The organism is Micromonospora sp. H33 (assembly GCF_052068455.1).
Taxonomy (GTDB): Bacteria; Actinomycetota; Actinomycetes; order Mycobacteriales; family Micromonosporaceae; genus Micromonospora.
This window is the reverse complement of record NZ_JBQHDE010000017.1, coordinates 15,099-40,179: the sequence shown is the minus strand read 5'-3', so window position 1 is coordinate 40,179 and position 25,081 is coordinate 15,099. Positions and strand designations below refer to the sequence as shown.

The following is a 25,081-nucleotide window of genomic DNA, read 5'->3' as shown; positions in this document are numbered from 1 at the left end:
GTCAGTCCCGGCCGCCGTAGCGGGTCCGGCCGGAGTCGGTGACGTCCTTGCCGAGCCGGCGGGTCAGGTGCAGCCCCTCGAGGACGAACTCGACGCCGGCGGCGGCCTGCTCGGGGCTGGGCGCGTCGCCGAGACCGAGCCGGTCGAGCACCTTGGCCAGGCCCGGGACGGTGCCGACCTGCCGGAGCAGCTCCGCCGAGCTGACCAGCTCGCCGGTCTCGATCACCCGGTCCTCGTCGACCAGCGCGGTGAAGCCGGACAGGTCCAGCCCGGCCAGCCGGGAGCGGAACGTCTCCGCGGTGGCGGTCCGCAGCAGGTGCCCGAGGATCTCGATCTCGCGCCCCTCCTCGCCGCTCTCGAACTCGACCTTGCCCCGCAGGGTCGAGGTCACCGACACCGCGTCACCCACCCGCGCCACCGGCGCCTCGGGGCGTACCCCGTCGGGAGCGGAACCGGCGGCGAGCAGGCCGGCGCGGCGCAGCGCGGCGGCGGCGACCGTCTCGGCGGCGGCGATGGCGAACCGCGCGGACACCCCGGAACGCGGGTCCACCGAGGGCGACTCGCGGACCGCGCGGGCGAACCGGGCGAGCACCTCCAGGACGTGCTCGGGCACCTCGGCGACCAGGTCCGCCTCCTGGCGGATCAGGTCCAGCTCAAGGTCCAGGTCGAGCGGGTAGTGGGTCCGGATCTCGGCGCCGAACCGGTCCTTGAGCGGGGTGATGATCCGGCCCCGGTTGGTGTAGTCCTCCGGGTTGGCGCTGGCCACGAGGAACAGGTCCAGCGGCAGCCGCAGCTGGTAGCCGCGGACCTGGATGTCGCGCTCCTCCAGCACGTTGAGCAGCGCGACCTGGATCCGCTCGGCCAGGTCGGGCAGCTCGTTGACGGCGAAGACGCCCCGGTTGGTGCGGGGTACGAGTCCGAAGTGGATGGTCTCCGGGTCGCCCAGCGTACGCCCCTGGGCGATCCGGATCGGGTCCACGTCGCCGATCAGGTCGCCGACGCTGGTGTCCGGGGTGGCGAGCTTCTCGCCGTACCGCATCGAGCGGTGCAGCCAGCCCACCGGGAGGTCGTCGCCGGCCTCCACCACGAGCGCCCGGGAGGCCGGGGTGATCGGGTGCAGCGGGTGCTCGTTGAGCACCGAGCCGGCGATCACCGGGGTCCACTCGTCGAGGAGCCCGACCAGCGACCGGATCAGCCGGGTCTTGCCCTGGCCCCGCTCGCCGAGCAGGACCATGTCGTGGCCGGCGAGCAGCGCCCGCTCGACCTCGGGCAGCACGGTGTCGTCGTACCCGACGATGCCGGGGAACCGGTCGGCGCCGGAGCGCAGCCGGGCCAGGAGGTTGTCTCGGAGTTCCTGCTTGACGGTGCGGTACCGGTGGCCCGCCGCGCGCAGCTCACCGAGCGTGCCGGGCAGGTCGGCCGGCGGGACCGGGGTAACCGGGGAAGGCGCAGTCACCCGACCCAGGCTATCTCGGCGGTCCCACCACGGCAGGCTCCACGACCAGCTTCGGCGTCCCGTTCACGAAGGGTTCAGCCGGACCGGCACGAGCGCGGCGTCGATGGCGGAGCGTTGCGCCTCGTCGTGGTAGGTGTCCGGGTCGACGGCGGCGAGGGTGTTCAGCCCCTCGACGAGCGCGATCAGCGTGGTGGCGGTCGCCGTGCAGACCGCCGGGTCCCAGTCGGGGCGGGCGGCGGCGACGAGCCGCCGGATCCGGTTCAGGAAGGAACGGTTGTAGCGCTGGTGCAGCTCGGCCAGCGCCGGGTCGGCCAGGGCGGCGGCCAGGAAGCCGACCCAGACCCGGGCCTCCTCCCGCTTCTCCTCGGTCGTCGAGGCGGCCTGGAGCAGCACCGCCCGCAGGGCGTCCAGCGGGTCCCCGGCCACGGACGCGGCGGCGTCGGCACGCTCGCCGGTGCGCTGGTGCAGCAGTTCGCGGGCGTGCACGAGCAGGGCGCGCTTGTCGGCGAAGGTGTGCAGCACCATGCCTGTCGTGCAGCCGGCGCGGTCGGCGACCGCCCGCAGGGTGAGGCCGGCGAGGCCGTGGTCGGCCAGCACCGACCAGGTCGCCGCCGAGAGCCGCTCCCGCTGCCCCGTCAGGTCCCGCCGTCGCGCCACCGCTCCCCCTTAACGCCGATCACCCGCGTACCGTAACATGCGTTACGGTAACGTCTGTTACGGAAACGAGGGCAGCATGATCCGCACCGTCTCGGTGGAGCAGGAGCCGTGGGATTCGGCCGACGCCACGCGGCTGCGCGCCGCCCAGCGCGCCGAGCTGGACGCCCGCTACGGCAACGACGACCACGAGCCGGGCGAGCCGCCGACCGGCGAGACGGTCAGCGTCTTCCTGGTGGCCCGGGACGCCGACGGCGCGGCGCTGGGCTGCGGCGGCCTGCGGTTCCTCGGCGACCGCGAAGCCGAGATCAAGCGGATGTACGTCGAGCCGCCCGCCCGGGGCACCGGCGTGGCGACCGCCATCCTGCGCGCCCTGGAGGACGCGGCTCGCGAGGCGGGCGTGCGCACGCTGCTGCTGGAGACCGGCACCGCCCAGCCGGAGGCGATGCGCTTCTACGAGCGCGAGGGCTACCGGCGCATCGAGAACTTCGGCCCGTACCACGGCGAACCGCTCTCCGTCTGCTACGCCCGCGACCTGCCCTGACGGCCGCACGGCCCGGTCCGGTCCCGCCGGGACGGGGACTCGGACCGGACCGGGCCGCTTCGGTGGATCAGCCCCGGCCGCAGCGGCGGCAGGCACCGCGCCGGCGCAGCCAGTACGCGTACGTGGCCGCGCCGAGCGCCACTCCCCACAGCGGCCACAGCAGCATCGGCGCGGACGCGGAGCTGAAGCCACCGCCGAGCTGCCAGAACTCCGGGATGGTGAACAGGCCGAGGGTGGCGGCGGTGACCGCCACGGCCACCAGGGTCGCGGGCACCACCGCCAGCTTCACCGGTACCGTCCGGCCGGCCAGCCCGGGCAGCCAGCGCGGGAACCGCTCGCCCCAGCGCTGCACCAGCCCGAGGGTGAGCACCGCCCCGACGGTGGCGAACGCGCCCAGGCCGGCGCCCGCCCAGACCTGCCCCGTGCGGTGCATCTCGTCGAGGAAACCCGGGTCGATGCCGAGCGGGACGCCGACGGCCCAGGCGAACCGGGTCAGCGCGTACCCGAAGGGGATGGCCGCGGCCGTCCAGGCCGCCCAGCGCCCCCAGCGGGCCGCAGCGGCCGCGCTGGTCCAGCCCCGGTCGCCGTCGCGGCGGCCGCACGTCACACAGGCGCCGGCGGTACGCCGCTGCCAGGTGAGCACCGCCCCGGCGAGCAGCAGCCCGCCGGCCATGGCGGCGAACTTGACGAACAGCGCCCAGGTGAAGACCTCGGCGTAGTCCACCGGCGGCCAGCCGAACGGCGCGCCGACGAGCAGGATCGGCGCGTAGCCGAGCGTGGCCAGCACGATGTAGTCCGGCACGACCACGGCCAGCACGAACGCGACCGCCCAGCCGTAGCCCAGCAGCACTCCCCGCAGCGGTCCGGGCGGCTGGACGGCGGCCGGTCCCATGGCGAGTGCGGCCACCGCCGCGGTGAGCAGTACGCCGGCGAAGAGCGGCGGCCCGAGGTCGACCGGCACCAGCCGGAGCAGGTTCGCCCCGCCGCCGCGGGGGTCGTTCGCGCCGAACGGATAACCGGCGCCGGTGATCGTGGCGAGCAGGGCCAGGACGCCCCACAGTCCGAGCCAACCGGCGGCGAGCGGGGCGAGCCGGTCGGGCCAGCGGGACGTCCGGGAACGGGTGTGCACATCGGTCGTCGTCATGTCTCCAGCCTCGGCCGAACCGCCCCGCGATCCCTCCCGGCGAAGGGGGAACCGGCTCCCCCGGCCGGGGGAGATCGGTCAGCCGGCGGGGGTGACGAACCCCGACTCGTACGCGGCGATCACCGCCTGCGTGCGGTCCCGCACCCCGAGCTTGGCCAGCACGTTCCCGACGTGCGTCTTCACCGTCTCCACGCCGACGACCAGCCGGTCGGCGATCTCCGGGTTGGACAGTCCGGCCGCCATCAGCCGCAGCACCTCCGCCTCCCGCTCGGTGAGGCGGGCGGCACGCAGCCGGTCGGCGCCCCGGCCCCCGTACGCACCCACGAGCCGGCGGATCGCGGCCGGGAAGAGCAGCGACTCGCCCCGGGCCACCACGCGTACCGCCTCCACCACCTCCGCCGGTCGGGCGCGCTTGAGCAGGAAGCCGCTCGCCCCGGCGCGCAGCGCGTCGTAGACGTACTCGTCGTTGGCGAACGTGGTGATCACCAGCACCCGGGGCGGGTCGGCGGAGGCGGCCAGCAGCCGCCGCGTCGCCTGGATGCCGTCGATCTCCGGCATCCGCACGTCCATCAGCACCACCTGCGGGCGCAGCCGGGCGACCAGCGGCGGCACCGCCGAGCCGTCGGCTGCCTCGCCGACCACACGCAGGTCGGGCTGCCCGTCGATGATCGCCCGCAGGCCGACGCGGACCAGTTCGTCGTCGTCGACGATCAGCACTCCGGTCGGCGTCCCGCCGTCGGTCACCGGGCCTCCTCCAGTGGCAGTCGGGCCCGGATCCGCCACCGGTCGGCGTCCGGCCCGGCGGTCAGCCGGCCACCGAGCAGCAGCACCCGCTCCCGCATCCCGTCCAGCCCCCGGCCGCCCCGGCCGAGATCGGACCGGCGCACCCGGCCCAGCGCGTTGACCAGTTCCAGCTCCAGGGCGTCCGGTCCGACGTCGAGGCGCACGGTCACCGGTCCCCGCCCGTACCGCGCCGCGTTGGTCAGCCCCTCCTGGACGATCCGGTACCCCTCGCGCGAGACCACCGCCGGCAGCCCGACCAGGTCACCGCTGCGCCGCTCCTGGACCGGCAGCCCGGCCGCACGGGTCTCGGCGAGGAGCCGGTCCAGGTCGGCGAGCGTACGCTGCGGCACCGGCCCCGCCGTCCCGCCGTCGGTCTCCCGGAGCAGCCCCAGCACGTGGTCCAGGTCGTCCATCGCGGTCCGCCCCACCTCCTCGATCGCGGTCAGCGCCCGCCGGACGAACTCGGGGTCCCGGTCCAGCACCTCCCGCGCCGCTCCCGCCTGGAGCGTCGCCACGGTCAGCGCGTGCCCCACCGAGTCGTGCAGTTCCCGGGCCAGCCGGTTGCGTTCGGCCAGCCGGGCCGCTCGCGCCTCCAGTGCCGCGACGCGCTCCGACTGTGCCGGCCCGAGCAGCACCGGCGCCATCGAGGCGGCCAGCGCCCCCAGCCCGGCCACCGTGTAGCCGAGGGCGATCAGCACGACGACTCCGGCGAGGCTCAACCACCCGGTGTCCCGCCCGTCGAACGGTCCGAACCGGTCGTCGCCGGTCAGTCCGGTGTCGAGACCGACCTGGTGCGCGATGAACGCCAGGGCCATCGGCACCGCGCTGAACAGGGCCGCCACCACCAGGCCGCCGCTGACCAGGTGCAGCGCGATCCAGAGGGCGGAGCGCAGCCGGGTCTCCCGGTCGGCGGTGTGCCCCGGCGCGGGATCCGGCAGGTCGACACCGAGCAGGGACCGGGCCGCGGCGATCTCCAGCGCCCGCGGCCCGTCGAGGAAGACCGGCACGGCGGCGACACCGGCCGCCACCGCCAGCAGGGCCAGCACCAGCGCCCGGGAGACCTCGTCCTGCCGGAACATCTGCGCGAACGTCACCACCAGCAGCGCGTACGGCAGCGCGAGCACCCCGCCGAGCAGTAGGAACACGCCGCGCCGCCAGGTGCTGGCGGTCACCAGGGGGGCGAGGACCGAGCGGGCTTTCACCGGCCCATTCTGCCGCCGACCGGGCCCGCCCCGACTCCCCCACGTCGGGGAGATGGGGGCGCGGGCACGACCGTCCCGACGGCCGGCGGCGCGAGTAGGCTCATGATCGTGACCTACCTCGCCGCCGATGAGCGCTACGACAGGATGACCTACCGGCGCAGCGGACGCAGCGGGCTGCGGCTCCCCGCGATCTCGCTCGGCCTGTGGCACAACTTCGGCCCGGACCGGCCGTACGACCGGCAGCGGGACATCGTCCGGCGCGCCTTCGACCTGGGCGTGACCCATTTCGACCTGGCGAACAACTACGGCCCGCCGCCGGGCGCGGCCGAGGAGAGCTTCGGCCGGATGCTCGCCACCGACCTGAAGCCGTACCGGGACGAACTGGTCATCTCCAGCAAGGCGGGGTACCTGATGTGGCCCGGCCCGTACGGCGAGTGGGGCTCCCGGAAGTACCTGATCTCGTCGCTGGACCAGTCGCTGCGCCGGCTCGGCCTCGACTACGTGGACATCTTCTACTCGCACCGCTTCGACCCGGACACGCCGCTCGAGGAGACGATGGGTGCGCTCGACGCCATCGTGCGCTCCGGCAAGGCGCTCTACGTCGGCATCTCCAACTACGACTCGGAGCAGACCGAGCGGGCGGCCACGATCCTGCGGGACCTCGGCACGCCCCTGCTGATCAACCAGCCGTCGTACTCGATGCTCAACCGCTGGACCGAGGCCGACGGCCTGCTGGACACCCTGGAGCGGGTCGGTGCTGGCTGCATCGCCTACAGCCCGCTCGCACAGGGCCTGCTCACCGACCGCTACCTGGGCGGCATCCCGGAGGACTCCCGCGTCCGGACCAGCATCTTCCTGGACGAGAGCGACGTGAGCGAGCGGCACCTGGCGACGGTCCGGGCCCTCGTGGCGATCGCCGATCGGCGCGGCCAGTCCCTCGCGCAGCTCGCCCTCGCCTGGGCCCTGCGCGACCCGCGCATGACCAGCCTCATCATCGGCGCGAGCAGCGTCCCGCAACTGGAGGCGAACATCGCCGCCCTGGACAACCTCGACTTCACCCCGGAGGAACTGGCCGAGATCGAAGGCCACCTCGCCTAGGCGGGCTCACCACTCCCGTTGTCGGCCGGCCCGGTGGTTCCGTACCTCGCAGGGCCGGCCGACCGGGACGCTGCCCGCGCGGCGCAGGCGCGCCGCGACCACCACGGCGAGCAGCAGCGTCAGGGCCGCGCCGGCACCGCCGACCACCGGCCAGCCGGCGCGGTCCAGGTCCGTCACCGTCGCCACCGGCACGCCGTCGGTCACGCTCTCCGATGAGGTACGCGCACCGGCGCTTCCCCCGCCTTCGGCGGCTACCGGGCTCGCCTTCGTGGTGCCCTCCTCCACCGGAACCTCGGCGGCCGGCGCCGGCGACCGGCCGGGCCCGCCCAGGCCGGCTCTCCCGGCGGGCTCCATGAACACGACGTCCGAGCAGGAGTAGTAGGTGTCCCGCGAGTCGGAGTTCTGCCACACCGTGTAGATCAGGTGCCGCCCGGTCCGCTCCGGCAACCGCCCCGCGAACTGGTACGCCCCGTCGCGCAGCGGCGGGTCGGTCACCCGGATGAACGGCGCCCGCTCCAGATCCGCCCAGCGCAGCCGCTTCGACGGGTCGTAGTCCGCCCGCGTCAGGTAGAGCCGGAAGGTGCCCTCGTGCGGGATCGTCGCCCGGTAGCGGAAGGTGAACCGCGTGCCGCCGGTCAGCTCCGTCGCCGGCCAGTCGTCCCGGGCCAGGTCCAGTCCCCGGTACGCGGACAGCCCACCGCTGCACAGCTCCCCGTCCGGGATCCGCTCCCGGTCCTTCCCGTCGACTCCGAAGACCCGGATGTTGTCCCACTCCCGCAGCGCCGCGCCGGACGCGATCGCCGCCTGGCAGGCGGGGTTGCCCGCCTGCCCACCCTCGGGGCCGCAGGCCGCCGCGCGGCTCACCGGGCTGGTCGGCGCTCCGTGGGCGTGGGCCGGCGTCCCGACGACCGGTACGGCGGCCACCGCGACCAGCGCCGCGACGACGACTTGGCGTACGGGCATGGCGTCCACCTCCCGCACACTGGTACGGGCGCGACCGCCGAAGAGTTCGACGGATCACCCCTGTCCGGCCCAGATCCGAGCCTAGTTTCCGTGCGGGTCGGCGGCGTTGAGCGTCGCGACGACCTTGTCGTAGTCGCCGCGCGCCTCGCCGTACCGCAGGAACTTGACCCGCTCGACCTGGATCTCCGTCGCGTCGGGCTGCGCCTCGATCAGGTCGACGGCCTCCGCCACGAACTCGTCGAGCGGCATCGCGAAGTCGCTGCTCTCCTGCCCGGGCAGGAGCGAGGTACGCACGGCCGGCGGCTCCAGTTCCACGACCTTGACGGTCGTGTCGGCGAGCTGGAGCCGGATGGACTCGCTGAGCATGTGGATCGCCGCCTTCGACGCGTTGTAGCTCGGCGTGACCCTGAGGGGCGCGAACGCCAGGCCCGAGGAGACGGTCATGATCGTGGCGTCCGGCTGCGTCCGCAGGTGCTCGATGAACGCGGCGATGAGGCGGATCGGGCCGAGCACGTTCGTCGTCAGAACCGCCTCGGCTGAGGCGAGGAAGGACTCCGGCTGGTGCCAGTCCTCGACGCGCATGATGCCGGCCATCGTGACGAGGACGTTCAGGTCCGGGTGCTTCGCGAGCACCTCCCGGGCGGCGGACTCGATGCTCGCGGGTTCCGTCGTGTCGATCTGAACGGTGTCGAGGCTGGGGTGCTCAGCGGCGATCTGCTCGAGCAGGTCGGCCCGCCGGCCCCCGATGATCACGGTGTTCCCCCGGGCGTGCAGCGCGACGGCGAGGGCGAGCCCGATACCGCTGGTGGAGCCGGGGATGAAGATGGTGTTCCCGGAGATGTTCATGGGTGGAGTCTGGCCGGTGGCCAGGCCCGGGGTGCAGGGAACGGTTGTCGGGGGATCGGCGGTCCCTGGTTCGGGCGGGGAGCGCGCGGATACTGGGATCATGGATCGGGCAGCACTGGCGTCGTTCCTGCGCCGGCGGCGGGAGGCGTTGCAGCCGGAGGACGTCGGGCTGCCCGTGGGCGCTCGCCGCCGGGCGGCGGGGCTCCGGCGGGAGGAGGTCGCCGCCCTCGCCGCCATGTCGACCGACTACTACACCCGTCTGGAGCAGGAGCGCGGCCCGCAGCCGAGCGAGCAGATGCTCGGGTCGCTCGCCCGGGCGCTGCGACTGACGGACGGCGAGCGCGACTACCTGTTCCAGGTGGCCGGGCGAAACGCTCCCTCATCCGTGTCGGCCACCACGCACGTCTCTCCCGCGTTGCTGCGGGTGCTGGACCGCCTCGACGACACTCCGGCCCTGATCCTGTCCAACGTCGGGGAAACTCTCGTGCAGAATCGCCTGGCGGAGGCGCTGTTGGGCGACAAGTCCGGCTACACGGGCCTCGCGCGCAGCGAGATCTACCGCTGGTTCACCATGCCGGACGAGCGGCTGCGCTACCCGGAGGGCGACCGGGACCGGCAGAGCCGCGCCCAGGTGGCGAACCTGCGCGCCGCCTACGGGTCGATGGGTCCCCGGTCGCGGGCCGGTGAGCTGGTCCGCGCGTTGCAGAAGGCGAGCACCGAGTTCGCCGAGCTGTGGGACCGGCACGAGGTCGGCAAGCGGTTCGCGGACCACAAGACCCTCATCCACCCCCAGCTCGGCCCGATCGAGCTCGACTGCCAGGCGCTGTTCACCGAGGACCAGTCCCAGGCGCTGCTCGTGCTCACCGCTCCTCCTCGGTCCGAGGGGTACGAGAAGCTGCGGCTGCTCGGTGTGCTGGGGCAGGAGCGCTTCCCGACCGACGCACAGCTCGGCTAGGTTCCGGCCCTGGTGCACAGGAAAGCCGCTGCCTGGCGATATCCCGGGTTCTGCCATGAGCAAAAGTTGCTCGGGCACAACTAGGATCCTGGGGTGGTTCCGGTTGAGGTGCTGGGAGATGAGCAGCGGTTACGCCGTATCGAGGCGGTGACCGATGCCACCCTGTCCCGGCTCGACGTCGCCGACCTCTTCGACGAGTTGCTCGATCGGGTGCGCGATCTGCTCGGGGTGGACACGGCCGCCATCCTCCTTCTCGACGTACGCGCCCAGCAGCTCATCGCCACCGCGGCGAGGGGGCTGGAGGAGGAGGTTCGCCAGGGTTTCCGGGTTTCGGTCGGTCGAGGGTTCGCCGGCCAGGTCGCCCTCACCAAGCGGCCCGTGATCGTCGAGAACGTGACCTCGGAGAAGGTGGTCAACCCGGTCCTGTTGCAGACCGGCATCCGATCCCTGCTGGGCGTACCGATCATGGCGGGCGGAGAACTGGTCGGTGTCCTGCACGTCGGCACACTCACGCCCCGCCGGTTCACCGCTGACGACGTCCGCCTGCTGGAACTTGTCGCCGACCGGGTCAGCCTGGCCAGCCGGGCCCGCGCGAACACCCTGGATCAGGCGGCCGCCCTCGCTCTGCAACGGAGCCTCATTCCCACCGAGCTGCCGGACGTGCCGGGGCTGGAGATGACCGGCCGGTACGTCCCCGGCCACGCTTCGGGCGTGGGCGGGGACTGGTACGACGTCTTCACCCTTCCCTCCGGCTGGCTGGGCGTGGTCGTCGGGGACGTGTCGGGGCACGGACTGCAGTCCGCGGTGGTCATGGGCCGGGTCCGCAGTGCGCTGCGCGCGTACGCCCTGATCTGCGACGACCCGGCGGAGGCACTGACCCTCCTCGACCGCAAGGTGGTCCACTTCGAGGCCGGCAGCCTCACCACCGCGCTGTACGCGATGATCTCCCCGGACAACGGCACGCTGCACCTGTCGCTGGCCGGGCACCCCTGCCCGGTGCTGGCCGTTCCCGACCGGCCGAACATCGTCCTACCCGCGCGCGTCGACCCGCCGCTCGGCACCGGCCGCCGGCGCCCGCAGCGGCACACCACCACGTTCGGGTTCCCACCCGGCGCGGTCCTGCTCTCCTACACCGACGGGCTCATCGAGCGCCGCGGAGAGCTGTTCGATATCGGGCTCGCCCGCCTGACGGCAGCCGTACCGCTGGCCCCCGTCGACACCGTGGCCGCGACCGTCATGGCGACCCTCGACGCCGAGCACCCCGCCGACGACATCGCTCTCCTGGCGCTCCGCCGGGTCGGTTGAGCGGACGCTCGGTGGAGCGACGGCGGTGAGCCTGCCTGCCCGGCCGCCAGGGGCGGGCCCGTGGAGACGACGAAAGACCCCGCCTCTATGGTGGGCCGATGGCGTCGGTCAAGCAGTTCCAAGTCACCTTCGACTGTGCAGAACCTGAGCGCGTCGCTCGTTTCTGGTGCGAGGTGTTGGGGTACGTCGTACCGCCTCCACCGGAGGGGTTTGCTACTTGGGACGATTTCGATCGCGCGCTGCCGCCTGAGCATCAGGGTTCAGCGTTCGCCTGCCTTGATCCCTCAGGTGTGGGCCCGCGACTGTTCTTCCAGCGGGTTCCCGAAGGCAAGGTCGTCAAGAATCGGCTGCATCTTGACGTGCGGGTCGGCACCGGACTCGTGGGTGAAGAGCGCCTGGCCGCACTTGAGGCCGAATGCGCACGACTGGTCGCGCTCGGCGCGGTACGCGTGCGACTACTGCGTGCCGATGGCGACAACGAGTCGTGCCTCGTGATGCAGGACATCGAGGGCAACGAGTTCTGTCTCGACTGAGTGGCCGCGAACGTGGCACCTTCGCGAGTCGACTGGTGCAGTTCGCCATCACGAGGGTCGCCGTCCCGCGGCGCACCAACGGTCCTGATCCAGCACCCGCGCCGCCATGATCTACCAGCACGCGACCCGTGACCGCGATCACGCCATCGCCGCCGCGCTGGACACCCTGACCGAAGAGGCGAGAGGCAAGATCAGCGCCTGATCTTGCACGGATCTGGCATACAGCGGCCTGAGAAGATCAGAAAACGACAAACGCCCTGGTGGGGGATTTGGTCCCTCACCAGGGCGTTTTGTTTGGGTGGAGCCGAGGGGACTCGAACCCCTGACCCCCACACTGCCAGTGTGGTGCGCTACCAGCTGCGCCACGGCCCCGTGGTGTCGTCCCGGTCGCCCGGGCACGGGAGAACTATACACACGCCATCCGGCATGGTCACATCGCGGGGTCCCGCCGCGCAGGGGTCAGTTGAGCGCCACGTCCGGCGGGAAGTGGGCCACCGCCGCCATCATGCCGCCCTGCCGGCGCAGCACCATCGGCCACAGGTCGTCGGGGCGGTCGACGAAGGCGTCGCCGGGCAGCGCGTCCAGCACGAACCAGGAGCCCTCCTCGATCTCCTGCTCCAGCTGCCCGGAGCCCCAGCCGGAGTAGCCGGCGAAGACCCGGATCCCGCCGATGCTCTCCCGCAGCCGCTCCGGGTCGACCGACAGGTCGAGGGTGCCGACCGCGCCGGAGACCTGGTGGAAGCCCTTGACCCGCTTGACCGGGTGGCGCATCCGGGCGAGGCAGATCGCCGAATCCGGCTGCACGGGACCGCCCTCGAAGAGCACGGCCGGGTGCCGGGCCAGGTCGCCCCAGTCACCCAGCACGTCCGCCACCGGCACCTCGGTGGCCCGGTTGAGGACGACTCCCAGAGCACCGCCGGGCTCGTGGGCGACCAGCAGCACGACCGTACGGTCGAAGTTGGGATCCTTCAACGTCGGTGTCGCGACCAGCAGCCGCCCGGCCATCGACTCCGTCGCCCGCCCGCCGATCGCCTGCCCCTCTCCCTGCATGCCGGACACCCGTCACACCGACCGCGCCGGGACCGTCGGAGGCACCGGTGTCAGCCGGGCCGGCCGCAGGCCGGCCAGCGCTCCTGATGCACGCCCGAACACCATGCCTGGCACCATAGCCTGCGCCCGCGCCGGTGGCTAAGGTCTGACGGTCGGGTGATCGACAGACACGAGGGAGGACCGATGGGTCCCACTGCGGAACTGGCGGTGATCGGCGGCTCGGGCCTCTACGCCCTGCTCGACGGCGCGACCGAGCACCAGGTCGACACCCCGTACGGGCCGCCGTCGGACGCGGTCACCATCGCCGACCTGGGCGGCCGGCGGGTGGCGTTCCTGCCCCGGCACGGCCGCGACCACCGGCACCCACCGCACAAGATCCCCTACCGGGCCAACCTGTGGGCGCTGCGCTCGCTCGGCGTCCGCCAGGTGCTCGCCCCGTGCGCGGTCGGCGGCCTGCTCCCCGAGCTGGGTCCGGGCACGTTCGTCGTGCCGGACCAGCTCATCGACCGCACCAGCGGGCGGGCGCACACCTACTACGACCGGGGTGCCGTGCACGTGTCGTTCGCCGATCCGTACTGCCCGGTCGGCCGCCGTACGCTGCTCGCGGCGGCGGCGCGGCGGGACGTGCCGGCGGTGGACGGCGGGACGGTGGTGGTGGTCGAGGGTCCGCGCTTCTCCACCCGCGCCGAGTCGCGCTGGTTCACCTCGATGGGCGGGACGGTGGTCAACATGACCGGCCACCCGGAGGCGGTGCTCGCCCGGGAGCTGGCCCTCTGCTACTCGTCGATCGCGCTGGTGACCGACCACGACGCGGGTGTGCCCGACGGCGGCTCGGTGACGCAGGAGGAGGTGTTCCGCGTCTTCGGCGAGAACACCGACCGGCTGCGCGGGTTGCTGCTCGAGGCGGTGCGGACCCTGCCGGCCGAGCGGGACTGCGACTGCGGCCGGGCGCTGGACGGCATCAAGCTGCCGTTCGCGCTGCCGTAGCGGCTGACCGAAACACCCGGTCCCACCCGGCCCGCCCCGATACGTTATGGGCGATGGCCACGGTCCGCGACACCACGTACGACCTGCTGCGCGACCTCGGCATGACGACCGTCTTCGGCAACCCCGGTTCGACCGAGGAGCCGTTCCTCGCCGCCTTCCCGGAGGACTTCCACTACGTCCTCGCGCTGCAGGAGGCCTCGGCGGTCGGCATGGCCGACGGGTACGCGCAGGTCACCGGCCGCCCGGCGCACGTCAACCTGCACACCGCCCCGGGGACCGGCAACGCCATGGGCAATCTCGTGACCGCCTGGCACAACCGCGCCCCGCTGATCGTCACCGCCGGCCAGCAGACCCGGGAGATGATGCTCATCGAACCCCGGCTGACCAGCCGCCGCGCCACCGAGCTGCCCCAGCCGTACGTGAAGTGGAGCCACGAGCCGGTGCGGGCGCAGGACGTCCCGGCGGCGCTCATGCGGGCGTACGCCACCGCCGTGCAGCCCCCGGCCGGGCCGGTGTTCCTGTCGCTGCCGCTGGACGACTGGGGTCGGCCCGCCGACCCGTACCGGCCGCCGCGCACGGTGTCCACCCGCATCGCGCCGGACCCGTACCGGCTGGGCGAGTTCGCCGCGGTCCTGGCCGCCAGCCGCGCGCCGGCGCTCGTGCTCGGGGCGGGGGTGGACCGGGCCGACGCCTGGCCGGCCGCCGTCGCGCTCGCCGAGCGGCTCGGCGCCCCGGTGTGGACGGCGCCCGCCCCGGAACGGGCCACCTTCCCCGAGGACCACCCGCACTTCCAGGGCGTCCTGCCGTTCGCGATCGCGCCGCTGGCGGAGAAGCTGCGCGGGTGCGACACGGTGCTCGTGGTGGGTGCCCCGGTGTTCCGCTATTACCCGTACGTCCCCGGCGACCACCTGCCCCACGGCGTCCGTCTGCTGCACGTCACCGACGACCCGGACGAGGCCGCCCGCGCCCCGGTCGGCGACAGCCTGCTGGGCGACGCCGGCCTGACCCTGGCCGACCTGCTGGACCTGCTCCCGGCGGGGAACCGCCCGCCGCCACCGGCCCGGCCCACGCCGGCACCGCCCGAGGACGGAACGCCACTCAGCCCCGACGCGCTGTTCGCCGCGCTGGCCCGGTACTGGCCGGCCGACGGGGTCCTGGTGCAGGAGTCGCCGTCGAACCTGTCGGCGCTGCGCCGCCGGCTGCGGATCACCCGGCCCGGGTCGTACTTCACCATGGCCAGCGGCGGACTCGGTTACGGGCTGCCGGCGGCGGTGGGGGTCGCCCTGGCGCAGCGGGACACCGGCCGGGGCCGCCCGGTGGTCGCGGTGATCGGCGACGGGTCGTTCCACTACTCGGTGCAGGCGCTGTGGACCGCCGCGCAGTTGCGCCTGCCGCTGGTCGTCGTGGTCCCGGTCAACCAGCAGTACGCGATCCTCAAGGCGTTCGCCGACTTCAAGCAGACGCCCGGGGTGCCCGGTCTCGACCTGCCCGGCCTGGACATCGCCGCCCTGGCCCGTGGCTACGGCTGCGCGACGGCGACGGTCGAGACGCCGGAGCAGTTCGGCGAGGCGCTGGGCGCCGGCCTGCGCGCGGACCGCCCCACCGTGCTGCCGGTGCCGATCCGCACCGATGTACCCGGGCTGCTCTGAGCCGCCCCACCCGGGCTCTGGGGGACGGCGATCCGGTCGGTTGGTTCGGGGAGCCGGGGGCGCGCGGCGGGTCAGCCGGTGGTGAGCCGCAGCGGCGTGCCGGTGAGCACGTCGAGCACCGGCCGTTCCCCCAGCGGCGCGGCCAGCCGTACGGTCACCGGCTCCAGCAGAAGCTGATCCGTGCACACGCCGGTGGACCGGATCACCCCGCCGCCGACCACCACGACGTCGTCGCGCTCGAGCACCAGCGGGGTGGTGCCGGTGTCGCAGGCGCCGATACCCAGCCGCACGGTCAGCGTCGCGCCGTCCACGGCGCGCAGGTCTTGCGCACCGACCACGCCGTCCGGCGGCGGCGCCGCGGGGACGCTCGGCTCCGGCACCGCGCCGACGGCGGCCGGGGCGACCGCGAGCCGGGCCACCCGGGCGGTCAACTCGTCGACGGTGAACAGCCACGCCGGCACCTGTGCCTCGCCACGGCTGGTGCGGACCGGCACGGTGCCCAGCTCGACTCCGGTCACGGTCAGCGGGATGCAGGCCGTCTGCGGGGCGCTGCTCACCGGGTCGTCGGGCCCACCCGACCCGGCCGGGGGCGGGGTGCCGGGATCCTTCGGACGCCCGCCGCACGGCGGCGGGTCCCCCTGGTCGAGCTGTCGGTACGCCTCGGCGGCGCCGACCAGCGGCACGGTGAGCGTGCCGTCCGGGAACCGGACCGTGCCGTCGGCGGGCCGGGCGGCCGGCAGCGGGATCTGCTCCCGGTACCAGCCCGCCCGGAAGGCGGCCTCGGTGTCGGGGCTGAACCCGGGGTTCCCGACCAGTACGGTCGGCTCCTGCAGCGGCACGTAACCGCTGTTCCACCGCGGGTCGGGGCGCCACGCCTCGGCGACCGCGGCGGCCCGCTCGTCGAACGCCGGCCACGACCGGTGCGAGGGTGGGCCGACGTTCGGCTCGGAGCCGGCGGGCGCGCAGCCCACGGCGGCCAGCAGGGACAGGCTCAGAACGGCGACCACTCGACGCATACCCGGTTGGACGCGGCCCGGCACGCACCGGTTCCGTCGGCACCCGTCCGCCGGTCCGCCGTCGGTCCGTGGCCCGCAGGCCCACAGGTCCGCAGGCCCGCAGGACCGCCGCCGTCGTGACATCACCACCGGCTCAGCTCGAGAGGGCGGGCCACCGGCCCACCCGCTCGCACGCACGCTGTCGAGCTGCCCTCGTGAACGGGGCAGAGCGGCCGGTCGCACAGACGGGGCAGCTCGACAGCGCCGCCCGGACCACCTGTCCCCGGCAGGGGACAGGTCGCGCTCACGGACTGGGGCGGCGCGCGCCGACCGGCACGGGCCGCGTGGCGATGCTTGTGGCCGAGATGCACGGGCGAAGCCGCCGCTGCTGCGCGGGCTGCGCCTCCCCCGAACGGGGACCGGGCTGCTCCCGGCCCGGCCCGCCAACGAACCACCGACAGCCCACCCGGCCGTACCGCCAACGACTTGCGAGCGCAGGCCGTCAGCGGGGTAGGCACCGGGCGCGCACGCCGCGCCCGAGCCGGGCCCGGAACGCGGACGGGCGCGGCGGGAGGTCAGTCCTCGCCGCCGAGATCCGTCTGGTACGCCTCCCAGAGCAGGTCCGCGCCACGCTGCCGGTGCTGCGCGAGCGCCCACACGAGGTGCTCGGTGGCCCGGCGGAGCTCCTCGGCGGCAACGCCCGGACGCTCAGCGGCCTGCCGCAGCGCGTCGAGGGCGGCGACGATGACGCTGTGCTCCTGCACCAGGCGCGCCACGCTGTGCTGGAGCCGAGGTGCGTGGTGGAGAAGTTCCGCGTACCTGCCGGCGGGGCCCTCGGTGAGCCGGACGTGCTCGGCGAACTCCTGATGCACCGGCCCGAGGCGGCGCAGGAGCCGCTCCCGCCAGTACGGCTCGGTGTAGAGCGCCCGGCTCAGCGCGTGGGGGCCGGCGAGCAGGTTGGCCCGGGGTCGGCGCGCCAGTGTGGGCCGGGCCGACGTGGGGGCGGCGGACGGTTGCTGGATCGGACCGGTGACCATGGGCACCTCCCCGCGCTGCTGACCGCGTACGCCGATGGTGAACCTCACCGGCCGGCCTGTCCAGGGCCGGCGGCCGCCACAATCACCCCATCGCCACCAATGGCACCGCTGGTCACAGACGTCCCAGGGGAGGGCCCCGGAGACGACTGTGCGCCCCGGTCCGGGTGGACCGGGGCGCACAGGTCAGGTGGTGGAGGTGCCGGGAATCGAACCCGGGTCCTTCGCCGCCTTGTCAGGGCTTCTCCGAGCGCAGCTCGCTGTGCCTCTACTCGGCCCCTCCGATCACGCGAGCGAGTCGGTGTGACGGGCCCAGTCGCTGATTGATCTCGCCGCACGGACCCCGCGACCGGGTCCGGTTGGCCAGCCTTCTAGCTGATGCCGGCTAACTGGGTCGAAGGCGCTCCCAGGCCGACAGACTCGCTACTCGCCTCAGGCGGCGAGAGCGAAGTCAGCGCGATTGTTCTTGGCGCTTATTGGTTTCCGACGAACGATTCTCGAGACGACGTCGGCTTCCTCGGCTCGCTTCCCCTGCCGCAACGTACGAAGTCGAAACCAGTCACCCCCTCGACAGGCCGCCCCTTTCGGCGGCACCATCAAGCCTAACGCCTGCCGCAACGGGTTTCATCCCGAGCCCCTGGGGCCGGCGCGCCGACCCGGATCAGGCGGACAAATCACTCATCCATCCCCTTGCCGCGCCGGCCGGCGACCCGGGCGATCTCCCGGTCCGCGTCCCGCTTGGCGAGGTCCTGCCGCTTGTCGTACGACTTCTTGCCCTTGGCCAGGCCGATCTCGACCTTGGCCCAGCCGTCGGAGAAGTAGACCTGCAACGGCACCATGGTGAGCCCGCTCTCCCGGGTCTTGCCGATCAGCCGGTCGATCTCCAGACGCTTGAGCAGCAGCTTGCGGGTGCGCCGGGGCTCGTGGTTGGTCCACGTGCCCTGGGTGTACTCCGGGATGTGCATCCCGTGCAGGTACAGCTCGCCGTTGCGCTCCTGAGCGAACGCGTCGACCAGCGACGCCCGCCCGGCCCGCAGCGACTTGACCTCGGTGCCGGTCAGCGCCATCCCCGCCTCGTAGGTGTCGAGGATCGAGTAGTCGTGCCGGGCCTTGCGGTTGGAGGCGACGACCTTGCGTCCCTTTTCCCGTGGCATCGGCGCCACCTCCCTTCCTGGTCGCTCCCCGGTCGGCCGGAGAGCGGAGATCATGCTACCCGAATGACAAGGGCCCTCCCGCGCCGTTTATTCCGGACGCGGAAGGGCCCTCGCAGACACCCGTACGGTGACTAGACCCGCAGGTAGAAGCGGAGGGTGACCCAGGCGGTGACCGCGCTGATCAGACCACCGACGGCGGCCATCGCCGGGAAGGTCAGGAAGACCTCGCCCCAGCTGACCGGCGCGAAGAGACCCTGGAGCGCGCTGAGCGCGCCGTCGAACAGGAAGACTTTCAGGCCGATGAGGGCGCCGAGGCCGATCACCGAGCCGATCAGACCCGCGACAACGGCCTCCAGGACGAACGGCGCCTGGATGAACCAGTTCGAGGCGCCGACGAGCTTCATGACCGCGACCTCACGCCGCTTGCTGTACGCGGCGACCTGGATCGTGTTGGCGACCAGGAGTAGGGCGGCGACGGCCATCGCGATCGCGGCGACGAGGGCGATGTTCTGGCCGGCGGTGAACAGGTTGAAGATCTTGTCCAGCACACGGCTCTGGTCGACCACCTGGTCGACGCCCTCGACGTTCGTGTACTGCTCGTTGATCGCCTTGTACTGCTGCGGGTCCACCAGCTTGAGCCGGTACGACTCGGGCAGCACGTCCGGCTTGACGGCGCTCAGCAGGTCGGGCGAGTCCCGGAACATCTCCTGGAAGCGCTTGTACGCCTCGTCCTTGGTGACGAGCGTGGCGCTCTCGACCAGCGGGTCGGCGTCGAGCTTGGCCTGGATGGCCGCCTTCTGCTGATCGTTTACCTCGTTGTCGAGGAAGATGGAGACCTCGATGTTCTCGAAGTACAGCTCCTTCATGTCGGCGACCTTGGTGTAGATCAGACCGCTGGCACCGAGCATGGTCAGCGAGACCGCCATCGTGATGATCATCGCGACGGTCATGGTCACGTTGCGCCACAGTCCGACCAGTACCTCGGACAGGACGTATTTCACGCGCATCGGGGATTCCTCCGGCTCTCCGGCATGAGATGTTCGTCGTCAGGCGGGGTGGAGCGCCGGCTCACCCGTAGACGCCGCGGGCCTGGTCGCGCACGATCCGGCCGCTCTCGATCTCCACGACCCGGCGGCGCATCTGGTTCACGATGTTGGAGTCGTGGGTGACCATCACCACGGTCGTGCCGGTGCGGTTGATCCGGTCCAGCAGGCGCATGATCTCGATCGAGGTGTCGGGGTCGAGGTTCCCCGTCGGCTCGTCCGCCAGCAGGATCAGCGGACGGTTCACGAACGCCCGGGCGACGGCCACCCGCTGCTGCTCACCACCGGAGAGCTCGTGCGGGTACCGGTGCTCCTTGCCACCGAGCCCGACCAGCTCCAGCACCTCGGGCACGACCCGGCGGGCGACCGCCTTGGTCTTGCCGATCACCTCGAGGGCGAACGCCACGTTCTCGTACGCGGTGCGGTTCGGCAGGAGACGGAAGTCCTGGAAGACGCAGCCGATCGAGCGCCGGAAGTGCGGTCGCTTCCAGGAGCGCATCGACGTCACGTCCTTGCCGTTCACGATGACGCGACCCTTGTTGGGGCTGACCTCGTGGAGCAGCATCTTGATGATCGTGGACTTGCCGGAGCCGGATGGGCCGATGAAGAAGACGAACTCGCCCTTCTCGATAGAGACGGACACGTTGTCGAGCGAAGGCCGGGACGCCTTCGGGTACGTCTTCGTCACTTGCTCAAGCTGAATCACGGGTGGTGAGTCTACGCGGTGTAACCGGAGAGCCAAGTCCCACGCCCCACGGTTGCGAGACGAGTCATCTATTTGCTGGGGATCGTGAAGATCGACGACGCGCTGCGCCCACGATCGATCACGCGCTGTCGCCCGCGAGCTGCTGCTGCTTGCGCCAGCGGATGCCCGCCTCGATGAAGGCGTCCAGTTCGCCGTCGAAGACCGACGACGGATTGCCGGTCTCCTGCTCGGTCCGGAGATCCTTCACCATCTGATACGGGTGCAGGACGTACGAGCGCATCTGGTCGCCCCAGGAACCGGCGGCGTCCGTCTTCAGGCCCTGGAGCTTGGCCTGCTCCTCCTGGCGCTTGCGCTCCAGCAACCGGGCCTGGAGGACGCGCAACGCGGACGCCTTGTTCTGAAGCTGGGACTTCTCGTTCTGGCAGGTGACCACGATGCCGGTCGGGAGGTGCGTGATCCGGACCGCCGAGTCGGTCGTGTTGACGCTCTGCCCGCCCGGGCCGGACGACCGGTACACGTCGATCCGCATCTCGTTCTCGGGGATGTCGATGTGGTCGGTCTGCTCCACCACCGGCAGCACCTCGACGCCGGCGAAGCTGGTCTGCCGGCGGCCCTGGTTGTCGAAGGGGCTGATCCGGACCAGCCGGTGGGTGCCCGACTCCACGCTGAGCGTCCCGTACGCGTACGGCACCTTCACGGTGAAGGTGGCCGACTTGAGGCCCGCCTCCTCGGCGTACGAGGTCTCGTAGACCTCGGTCGGGTAGCCGTGCCGCTCGGCCCAGCGCAGGTACATCCGGAGCAGCATCTCGGCGAAGTCCGCCGCGTCCACACCGCCGGCGCCGGCCCGGATGGCGACCAGCGCTTCCCGGGAGTCGTACTCGCCGGAGAGCAGGGTGCGGACCTCCATCTCCTCGATGGCCTTGGTCAGCCCGGTGATCTCCGACTCGACCTCGGTGAGGACGCCCGGGTCGGACTCGGCCTCGGCCAGTTCCAGCAGCACCTGCGCGTCGTCGAGGCGGGACCGGAGGCCGGAGAGCTTGCTGATCTCGCCGTTGACGTACGACAACTGGGAGGTGACCTGCTGCGCCTTGGCCTGGTCGTCCCACAGGTCGGGGGCGGAGGCCTCCTCTTCCAGGCGTGCCTTGTCCGCCCGCAGCGTGTCGATGTCGAGTACCGACTCGATGTTGCGCAGGGTGGCGTCGAGGTTCTTGAGCTGTTCGGCGAAGTCGGCAGCGGTCACGACAGACAAGCCTACTGCGCGGGCGAGGAGTGAGCTTGCGAGCCCCGCAGGTCGCGCGAGAAGGATCTAGGGCGGGTCAGCCGACCGGGGCCGACTTCAGCCAGGAGAGCGCGGCCTTGTGGTAGGCGACGGCGAACTCCAGCGCGCTGGCGTCGTACGGGTCGCCCTCCTTCTTCGCGTTCTTGACCTGCTCGCGGACCCGCGCCAGGGCTTCGGTGTGGTACTCGTTGGCGGCGGCTTGGAGGTTCTTGAGCTGGCTGGCCGAGTGCAGGTCACCGAAGGCGATCCGCAGGGCGATCGGGTTGCGGATGGTGTCCCGGCCCGGGTCCTCCGCCAGCCACTTGGAGAACGTCCGTTTCCCGGCCGCCGTGATCGCGTACGGCTGACTCATCCGCGGCCCCGGCTTGCCCAGCCGGACCAGCCCCTTCTCGGCCAGGACGGGCAGTTCGCGGTAGACCTGGCTGCGGGTCATCGACCAGTACGGCGCCAGCCGGCGCTCGGCGGCGGCCATCAACTGGCCACCTGTCATGGGGCCCTCATGGAGCAGCCCGAGCAGGGCCGCCGCCGTGGGGTTGACTCCGGAATCCGCCATGCCCCTCACGCTGCCACTTTGCCGACGCGGCGTCCAGGATTTCACAGTTTCGCCACCCGTTGGGGCTTCCTATGTGCACTGTCGGCCGGCGACAGTGCACAAGGCCGGGCTCCCGCGACTCGGGCGTACCAACTGTCGCGCCAGCATCGGGTGTTAATAAGGGGCCCCTTCGCTACGCCAGGCGTTGAGAAGGGGCCCCTCCTTACACCTCAGCCCATGTGGGGGTAGGTGTGGTCGGTCGGCGGGACGAACGTCTCCTTGATGGTCCGCGGGGACATCCACCGGATGAGGTTGTGCCAGGAGCCGGCCTTGTCGTTGGTGCCGCTGGCCCGGGCGCCGCCGAAGGGCTGCTGCCCGACCACGGCACCGGTCGGCTTGTCGTTGATGTAGAAGTTGCCGGCCGCGTACCGCATCTTCTCCGCCACCGCGTCGACCACCTGACGGTCCGTCGCGAAGATCGAGCCGGTCAGCGCGTACGGCGCGATCGACTCGGCCTGGTGGACCACCTCGTCGAACCGGGCGTCGTCGAAGACGTGCACGCCGAGGATCGGGCCGAAGTACTCGGTGGTGAACGTCTCGTGGGCCGGGTCGGTGCACTCGAACAGGGTCGGCCGCACGAAGTAGCCGACCGAGTCGTCGGCGGTGCCGCCGGCCAGGATCCGGCAGGTGTCGTCGTCACTGATCAGCTCCAGCGCGGCGGTGTGCCGGGAGAAGGCCTTTTCGTCGATCACCGCGCCCCCGAAGTTGCTGAAGTCGGTCACGTCGCCGTACGTCAGCGAGTCGGTGGTGGCGGCCAGCCGGTCGCGCAGGCCCCCCTCCCAGATGGACCGCGGGATGTACGCCCGGGACGCCGCGGAGCACTTCTGGCCCTGGTACTCGTAGGCGCCGCGGATGAGCGCGGTGTGCAGGGCGTCCACGTCGGCGCTGGAGTGGGCGACCACGAAGTCCTTGCCGCCGGTCTCGCCGACGAGGCGCGGGTAGCCCCGGTAGCCGGCGATGTTCTCGCCGACCGTCCGCCACAGGTGCTGGAAGACCTTGGTGGAGCCGGTGAAGTGGATGCCGGCCAGGTCCGGGTCGGCGAGCACCACGTCGGAGACCGCCTCGCCACGCCCGGTGACCATGTTGATCACGCCGGGCGGCAGGCCGGCCGCCTCGAACAGTCGCATGGTGAAGTGCGCGGCGAACTGCTGGGTCGGGCCCGGCTTCCAGACCACGGTGTTGCCGAGCAGGGCCGGCGCGGAGGGCAGGTTGCCGGCGATGGCGGTGAAGTTGAACGGGGTGATCGCGTAGACGAAGCCCTCGAGGGGACGGTGGTCGAACCGGTTCCACACGCCCGGCGAGGACATCGGCTGCTCCGCCAGCAGCTTGCGGGCGAAGTGCACGTTGAACCGGAGGAAGTCGATGAACTCGCAGGCCGAGTCGATCTCGGCCTGGACGGCGGTCTTGGACTGGCCGAGCATGGTGGCCGCGTTCAGCGTGTCCCGCCAGGGGCCGGAGAGCAGTTCGGCGGCGCGCAGGAAGATCGCGGCGCGCTCCTCGAACGGCAGCGCCCGCCACATCGGGGCGGCGTCCTTGGCCGCCTTGACCGCGGAGCGGGCGTCGTCGTGGGTGGCGTGCCCGGTGACGCCCAGCACGTGCGCGTGCTTGTGCGGCTGGACCACGTTGATCGCCTCGCCGCCGGGCATGCGCTGCTCGCCGGCGATGGTCATCGGCAGGTCGATCCGCGCGGCGGCCAGCTCGGCCAGCCGCTGCTGGAGCCGCTCCCGGTCGGCGCTCCCCGGCTCGTAGGTGCGTACCGGCTCGTTGCGCGGCTCGGGTACGGAGAACACGGCGTCCATCACAGGCTCCTGTGCGATCTCGACATCGGTGGCGAAATCGGACCCGCAGGCACCGGCCGGACGACCGGTGCCGGGCGCCAACCGGCAGAGCCGGTCACGGCGGCGGGACCTCGGCCGATTCTCCCACGACCGGCACCCCACCCCACCACCACCGCCCGGCCCGCCGGTGCTGGTCGACGCGCCCTCCGAGCCGTCGACGGCGGGCGCGTACCCTGGGTGACCGGTGAACGCCGGCCCCGCTGGAGGCCGGGTGTCCGTCGAAGGGAAGACGATGACCAAGCAGCCCGGCGGCTCCTCCGCCGCGGAGTCGGAGCAGCCGAGCCCGGTCACCGACGAGGCACCCGTGACAGCGGAGCGGCCGGAGACGGCTCCCGGCGACGGATCCTCCGGGCCGTCGCTCGCTCCCGGGGCGCCGGTGCTCGCGCTGCTGGCGCTCGGCTGGCTGGTCGCGATGCTCTGGTCGACCCGCGAGGCGATCAACTCCGCGGCCGCCGGGATCACCGCGATCAGCCTCTCCGCGTTCGCGCTGCCCGGCGTGATCTCGGCCGCGCTCGTCGCCGGGGCCGCCTTCGCGCTGTTCGGCGTGGACCTGCTCGCCCGCCGGGGCCGGGAGCGGGCCACCCTCCGCTTCGTGGCGGCGGTCGCCACCGGCCTGCTGGTCGGGCTCGCCGCCGCGTTCGCCGTCAACCTGACGTACGCCGACAACGCCACCACCAACGTGATCGCCGGCACGACCGCCGCCGCCGCGATCATCGGCGGTGCGGCCGCCGGCGCCCGCACCGCGCCGGTGGTCGGTGCCGTCGCGGCCGCCGCGCTCGGCACGCTGGTCTTCGTGGTGGCGTTCAGCCGGGCCCGGGACCCGCTGTTCGACCTCTTCGGCGCGGGTGAGACGCAGGAGTCCCTGCTCAGCGCGGCGAAGTGGGTCTCGCGGACCGAGTCCCTGCTCGCCGGCCTGGTGGCCGGGCTGCTCGCCTTCGGCTACCTCACCTGGGCCCGGCGCCGTGCCGCCCGGCGGGATCCGGCCGCACCAGCCCTGCGCTGGCCGGCGTACCTTCTCGCCGGGGCCGGTCCCGGCCTGCTGCTGCTCGTCGCCGAGGTGGTCCTCCGCACCGGCGGGCGGAAGCTGCTCGACCTCGCGAGCGCGCTGAGCGAGGCGGACGCGGTGGCGCAGACGTCGCTCGGCACCTCGCGCGTGGACAACGCCATCTGGGTGCTCTTCGTGGGCGCGCTGACCGCGATGATCGCCTTCGGCCGCACCCTCGGGCCCGCGCCGCGCGACGAGGCCGAGGCCGAGCCGGCCGGCTGACGCC

The 25,081-nt window shown here is 72.5% G+C and carries 25 protein-coding genes, 1 tRNA gene and 1 other RNA gene; 9 read left to right on the top strand and 18 right to left on the bottom strand.

What is annotated here, in order from left to right:
• Window position 1 precedes the first annotated feature (1 nt).
• Window positions 2-1,465, bottom strand: coding sequence for a magnesium chelatase (locus tag ACTMS0_RS26420; protein WP_441158011.1), 1,464 nt, complete (start codon window positions 1,463-1,465; stop codon window positions 2-4).
• Window positions 1,466-1,519: 54 nt separating this feature from the next.
• Entirely contained in the window at window positions 1,520-2,113 is a 594-nt protein-coding gene (locus tag ACTMS0_RS26415) for a TetR/AcrR family transcriptional regulator (RefSeq protein WP_441157962.1), read from the bottom strand.
• A 76-nt stretch (window positions 2,114-2,189) separates the two neighbouring features.
• Here ACTMS0_RS26415 and ACTMS0_RS26410 point away from each other — a divergent pair, with 76 nt between their 5' ends.
• Entirely contained in the window at window positions 2,190-2,654 is a 465-nt protein-coding gene (locus ACTMS0_RS26410; protein WP_441157961.1) for a GNAT family N-acetyltransferase, read from the top strand.
• Between the two features lie 67 nt (window positions 2,655-2,721).
• Here ACTMS0_RS26410 and ACTMS0_RS26405 read toward each other — a convergent pair whose 3' ends face one another.
• The 3 genes from ACTMS0_RS26405 to ACTMS0_RS26395 all read right to left on the bottom strand — a co-directional run bounded on the left by ACTMS0_RS26405 (window position 2,722) and on the right by ACTMS0_RS26395 (window position 5,783).
• Window positions 2,722-3,798, bottom strand: a complete 1,077-nt coding sequence (locus ACTMS0_RS26405; RefSeq protein WP_441157960.1) for a hypothetical protein — start codon at window positions 3,796-3,798, stop codon at window positions 2,722-2,724.
• A 78-nt stretch (window positions 3,799-3,876) separates the two neighbouring features.
• Entirely contained in the window at window positions 3,877-4,542 is a 666-nt protein-coding gene (locus ACTMS0_RS26400) for a response regulator transcription factor (protein WP_441157959.1), read from the bottom strand.
• Entirely contained in the window at window positions 4,539-5,783 is a 1,245-nt protein-coding gene (locus ACTMS0_RS26395) for a sensor histidine kinase (RefSeq protein ID WP_441157958.1), read from the bottom strand. The genes ACTMS0_RS26400 and ACTMS0_RS26395 overlap by 4 nt, the downstream gene beginning before the upstream one ends.
• A 102-nt stretch (window positions 5,784-5,885) precedes the next feature.
• Between ACTMS0_RS26395 and mgrA the strand changes: the two genes are divergently transcribed.
• Window positions 5,886-6,881, top strand: coding sequence for an L-glyceraldehyde 3-phosphate reductase (mgrA, locus tag ACTMS0_RS26390; RefSeq protein ID WP_441157957.1), 996 nt, complete (start codon window positions 5,886-5,888; stop codon window positions 6,879-6,881).
• Between the two features lie 6 nt (window positions 6,882-6,887).
• Here mgrA and ACTMS0_RS26385 read toward each other — a convergent pair whose 3' ends face one another.
• Both ACTMS0_RS26385 and ACTMS0_RS26380 read right to left on the bottom strand, forming a co-directional pair.
• Window positions 6,888-7,844: a lytic polysaccharide monooxygenase auxiliary activity family 9 protein gene (locus ACTMS0_RS26385; RefSeq protein WP_441157956.1), complete on the bottom strand. Its 957-nt coding sequence runs from the start codon at window positions 7,842-7,844 to the stop codon at window positions 6,888-6,890.
• Between the two features lie 81 nt (window positions 7,845-7,925).
• A complete protein-coding gene (locus ACTMS0_RS26380; RefSeq protein ID WP_441157955.1) occupies window positions 7,926-8,690 on the bottom strand; it encodes an SDR family oxidoreductase in 765 nt (254 codons plus the stop codon).
• A 100-nt stretch (window positions 8,691-8,790) separates the two neighbouring features.
• On the opposite strand from ACTMS0_RS26380, the gene ACTMS0_RS26375 reads away from it, so the two are divergent.
• The 4 genes from ACTMS0_RS26375 to ACTMS0_RS26360 all read left to right on the top strand — a co-directional run bounded on the left by ACTMS0_RS26375 (window position 8,791) and on the right by ACTMS0_RS26360 (window position 11,685).
• Window positions 8,791-9,645 carry a helix-turn-helix transcriptional regulator gene (locus tag ACTMS0_RS26375; protein WP_441157954.1) on the top strand — a complete coding sequence of 285 codons (855 nt, stop codon included), beginning with the start codon at window positions 8,791-8,793 and terminating at the stop codon, window positions 9,643-9,645.
• Window positions 9,646-9,738: 93 nt separating this feature from the next.
• Window positions 9,739-10,950 carry a PP2C family protein-serine/threonine phosphatase gene (locus ACTMS0_RS26370; RefSeq protein ID WP_441157953.1) on the top strand — a complete coding sequence of 404 codons (1,212 nt, stop codon included), beginning with the start codon at window positions 9,739-9,741 and terminating at the stop codon, window positions 10,948-10,950.
• 98 nt (window positions 10,951-11,048) lie between these two features.
• Entirely contained in the window at window positions 11,049-11,483 is a 435-nt protein-coding gene (locus ACTMS0_RS26365) for a VOC family protein (protein WP_441157952.1), read from the top strand.
• 106 nt (window positions 11,484-11,589) lie between these two features.
• Window positions 11,590-11,685, top strand: coding sequence for an integrase (locus tag ACTMS0_RS26360; RefSeq protein WP_441157951.1), 96 nt, complete (start codon window positions 11,590-11,592; stop codon window positions 11,683-11,685).
• Window positions 11,686-11,782: 97 nt separating this feature from the next.
• Here ACTMS0_RS26360 and ACTMS0_RS26355 read toward each other — a convergent pair.
• Together ACTMS0_RS26355 and ACTMS0_RS26350 are read right to left on the bottom strand one after the other, a co-directional pair.
• Window positions 11,783-11,855, bottom strand: a tRNA-Ala gene (locus tag ACTMS0_RS26355).
• Between the two features lie 87 nt (window positions 11,856-11,942).
• Window positions 11,943-12,533, bottom strand: coding sequence for a YqgE/AlgH family protein (locus tag ACTMS0_RS26350; RefSeq protein ID WP_441157950.1), 591 nt, complete (start codon window positions 12,531-12,533; stop codon window positions 11,943-11,945).
• Window positions 12,534-12,716: 183 nt separating this feature from the next.
• On the opposite strand from ACTMS0_RS26350, the gene ACTMS0_RS26345 reads away from it, so the two are divergent.
• Together ACTMS0_RS26345 and mdlC are read left to right on the top strand one after the other, a co-directional pair.
• Window positions 12,717-13,520 carry an S-methyl-5'-thioadenosine phosphorylase gene (locus ACTMS0_RS26345; protein ID WP_441157949.1) on the top strand — a complete coding sequence of 268 codons (804 nt, stop codon included), beginning with the start codon at window positions 12,717-12,719 and terminating at the stop codon, window positions 13,518-13,520.
• Window positions 13,521-13,573: 53 nt separating this feature from the next.
• Window positions 13,574-15,169, top strand: coding sequence for a benzoylformate decarboxylase (gene mdlC, locus ACTMS0_RS26340; RefSeq protein ID WP_441157948.1), 1,596 nt, complete (start codon window positions 13,574-13,576; stop codon window positions 15,167-15,169).
• 71 nt (window positions 15,170-15,240) lie between these two features.
• Here mdlC and ACTMS0_RS26335 read toward each other — a convergent pair whose 3' ends face one another.
• The 9 genes from ACTMS0_RS26335 to pruA all read right to left on the bottom strand — a co-directional run bounded on the left by ACTMS0_RS26335 (window position 15,241) and on the right by pruA (window position 23,771).
• On the bottom strand, window positions 15,241-16,185 hold the full coding sequence (locus ACTMS0_RS26335) for a hypothetical protein (protein ID WP_441157947.1): 945 nt from the start codon (window positions 16,183-16,185) through the stop codon (window positions 15,241-15,243).
• Window positions 16,186-16,739: 554 nt separating this feature from the next.
• Entirely contained in the window at window positions 16,740-17,201 is a 462-nt protein-coding gene (locus ACTMS0_RS26330) for a hypothetical protein (RefSeq protein WP_441157946.1), read from the bottom strand.
• Between the two features lie 188 nt (window positions 17,202-17,389).
• Window positions 17,390-17,765: a transfer-messenger RNA gene (ssrA, locus tag ACTMS0_RS26325) on the bottom strand.
• Between the two features lie 107 nt (window positions 17,766-17,872).
• Window positions 17,873-18,352, bottom strand: coding sequence for an SsrA-binding protein SmpB (smpB, locus tag ACTMS0_RS26320; protein ID WP_441157945.1), 480 nt, complete (start codon window positions 18,350-18,352; stop codon window positions 17,873-17,875).
• Between the two features lie 131 nt (window positions 18,353-18,483).
• Window positions 18,484-19,359 (bottom strand): permease-like cell division protein FtsX, encoded by an 876-nt coding sequence (ftsX, locus tag ACTMS0_RS26315; RefSeq protein WP_441157944.1) that lies wholly within the window; start codon window positions 19,357-19,359, stop codon window positions 18,484-18,486.
• A gap of 61 nt (window positions 19,360-19,420) precedes the next feature.
• Complete coding sequence (gene ftsE, locus ACTMS0_RS26310) at window positions 19,421-20,101, bottom strand: cell division ATP-binding protein FtsE (protein WP_088977559.1); 681 nt, start codon at window positions 20,099-20,101, stop codon at window positions 19,421-19,423.
• Window positions 20,102-20,219: 118 nt separating this feature from the next.
• On the bottom strand, window positions 20,220-21,341 hold the full coding sequence (prfB, locus tag ACTMS0_RS26305; protein ID WP_441157943.1) for a peptide chain release factor 2: 1,122 nt from the start codon (window positions 21,339-21,341) through the stop codon (window positions 20,220-20,222).
• A gap of 76 nt (window positions 21,342-21,417) precedes the next feature.
• Window positions 21,418-21,933, bottom strand: a complete 516-nt coding sequence (locus ACTMS0_RS26300) for a PadR family transcriptional regulator (protein WP_441157942.1) — start codon at window positions 21,931-21,933, stop codon at window positions 21,418-21,420.
• Window positions 21,934-22,142: 209 nt separating this feature from the next.
• A complete protein-coding gene (gene pruA / locus ACTMS0_RS26295; protein WP_441157941.1) occupies window positions 22,143-23,771 on the bottom strand; it encodes an L-glutamate gamma-semialdehyde dehydrogenase in 1,629 nt (542 codons plus the stop codon).
• Between the two features lie 271 nt (window positions 23,772-24,042).
• Between pruA and ACTMS0_RS26290 the strand changes: the two genes are divergently transcribed.
• Window positions 24,043-25,077, top strand: coding sequence for a hypothetical protein (locus tag ACTMS0_RS26290; RefSeq protein WP_441158010.1), 1,035 nt, complete (start codon window positions 24,043-24,045; stop codon window positions 25,075-25,077).
• Window positions 25,078-25,081 lie beyond the last annotated feature (4 nt).

Excerpts from the sequence above, each read along its gene's own strand:
- ACTMS0_RS26410 (WP_441157961.1), top strand. The coding sequence starts at position 2,190 with ATGATCCGCACCGTCTCGGTGGAGCAGGAGCCGTGGGATTCGGCCGAC.
- ACTMS0_RS26405 (WP_441157960.1), bottom strand. The coding sequence starts at position 3,798 with ATGACGACGACCGATGTGCACACCCGTTCCCGGACGTCCCGCTGGCCC.
- mgrA (WP_441157957.1), top strand. The coding sequence starts at position 5,886 with ATGATCGTGACCTACCTCGCCGCCGATGAGCGCTACGACAGGATGACC.
- ACTMS0_RS26385 (WP_441157956.1), bottom strand. The coding sequence starts at position 7,844 with ATGCCCGTACGCCAAGTCGTCGTCGCGGCGCTGGTCGCGGTGGCCGCC.
- ACTMS0_RS26380 (WP_441157955.1), bottom strand. The coding sequence starts at position 8,690 with ATGAACATCTCCGGGAACACCATCTTCATCCCCGGCTCCACCAGCGGT.
- ACTMS0_RS26375 (WP_441157954.1), top strand. The coding sequence starts at position 8,791 with ATGGATCGGGCAGCACTGGCGTCGTTCCTGCGCCGGCGGCGGGAGGCG.
- ACTMS0_RS26365 (WP_441157952.1), top strand. The coding sequence starts at position 11,049 with ATGGCGTCGGTCAAGCAGTTCCAAGTCACCTTCGACTGTGCAGAACCT.
- ACTMS0_RS26360 (WP_441157951.1), top strand. The coding sequence starts at position 11,590 with ATGATCTACCAGCACGCGACCCGTGACCGCGATCACGCCATCGCCGCC.
- ACTMS0_RS26350 (WP_441157950.1), bottom strand. The coding sequence starts at position 12,533 with ATGCAGGGAGAGGGGCAGGCGATCGGCGGGCGGGCGACGGAGTCGATG.
- ACTMS0_RS26345 (WP_441157949.1), top strand. The coding sequence starts at position 12,717 with ATGGGTCCCACTGCGGAACTGGCGGTGATCGGCGGCTCGGGCCTCTAC.
- mdlC (WP_441157948.1), top strand. The coding sequence starts at position 13,574 with ATGGCCACGGTCCGCGACACCACGTACGACCTGCTGCGCGACCTCGGC.
- ACTMS0_RS26335 (WP_441157947.1), bottom strand. The coding sequence starts at position 16,185 with ATGCGTCGAGTGGTCGCCGTTCTGAGCCTGTCCCTGCTGGCCGCCGTG.
- ACTMS0_RS26330 (WP_441157946.1), bottom strand. The coding sequence starts at position 17,201 with ATGGTCACCGGTCCGATCCAGCAACCGTCCGCCGCCCCCACGTCGGCC.
- smpB (WP_441157945.1), bottom strand. The coding sequence starts at position 18,352 with ATGCCACGGGAAAAGGGACGCAAGGTCGTCGCCTCCAACCGCAAGGCC.
- ftsX (WP_441157944.1), bottom strand. The coding sequence starts at position 19,359 with ATGCGCGTGAAATACGTCCTGTCCGAGGTACTGGTCGGACTGTGGCGC.
- ACTMS0_RS26300 (WP_441157942.1), bottom strand. The coding sequence starts at position 21,933 with ATGGCGGATTCCGGAGTCAACCCCACGGCGGCGGCCCTGCTCGGGCTG.
- pruA (WP_441157941.1), bottom strand. The coding sequence starts at position 23,771 with ATGGACGCCGTGTTCTCCGTACCCGAGCCGCGCAACGAGCCGGTACGC.
- ACTMS0_RS26290 (WP_441158010.1), top strand. The coding sequence starts at position 24,043 with ATGACCAAGCAGCCCGGCGGCTCCTCCGCCGCGGAGTCGGAGCAGCCG.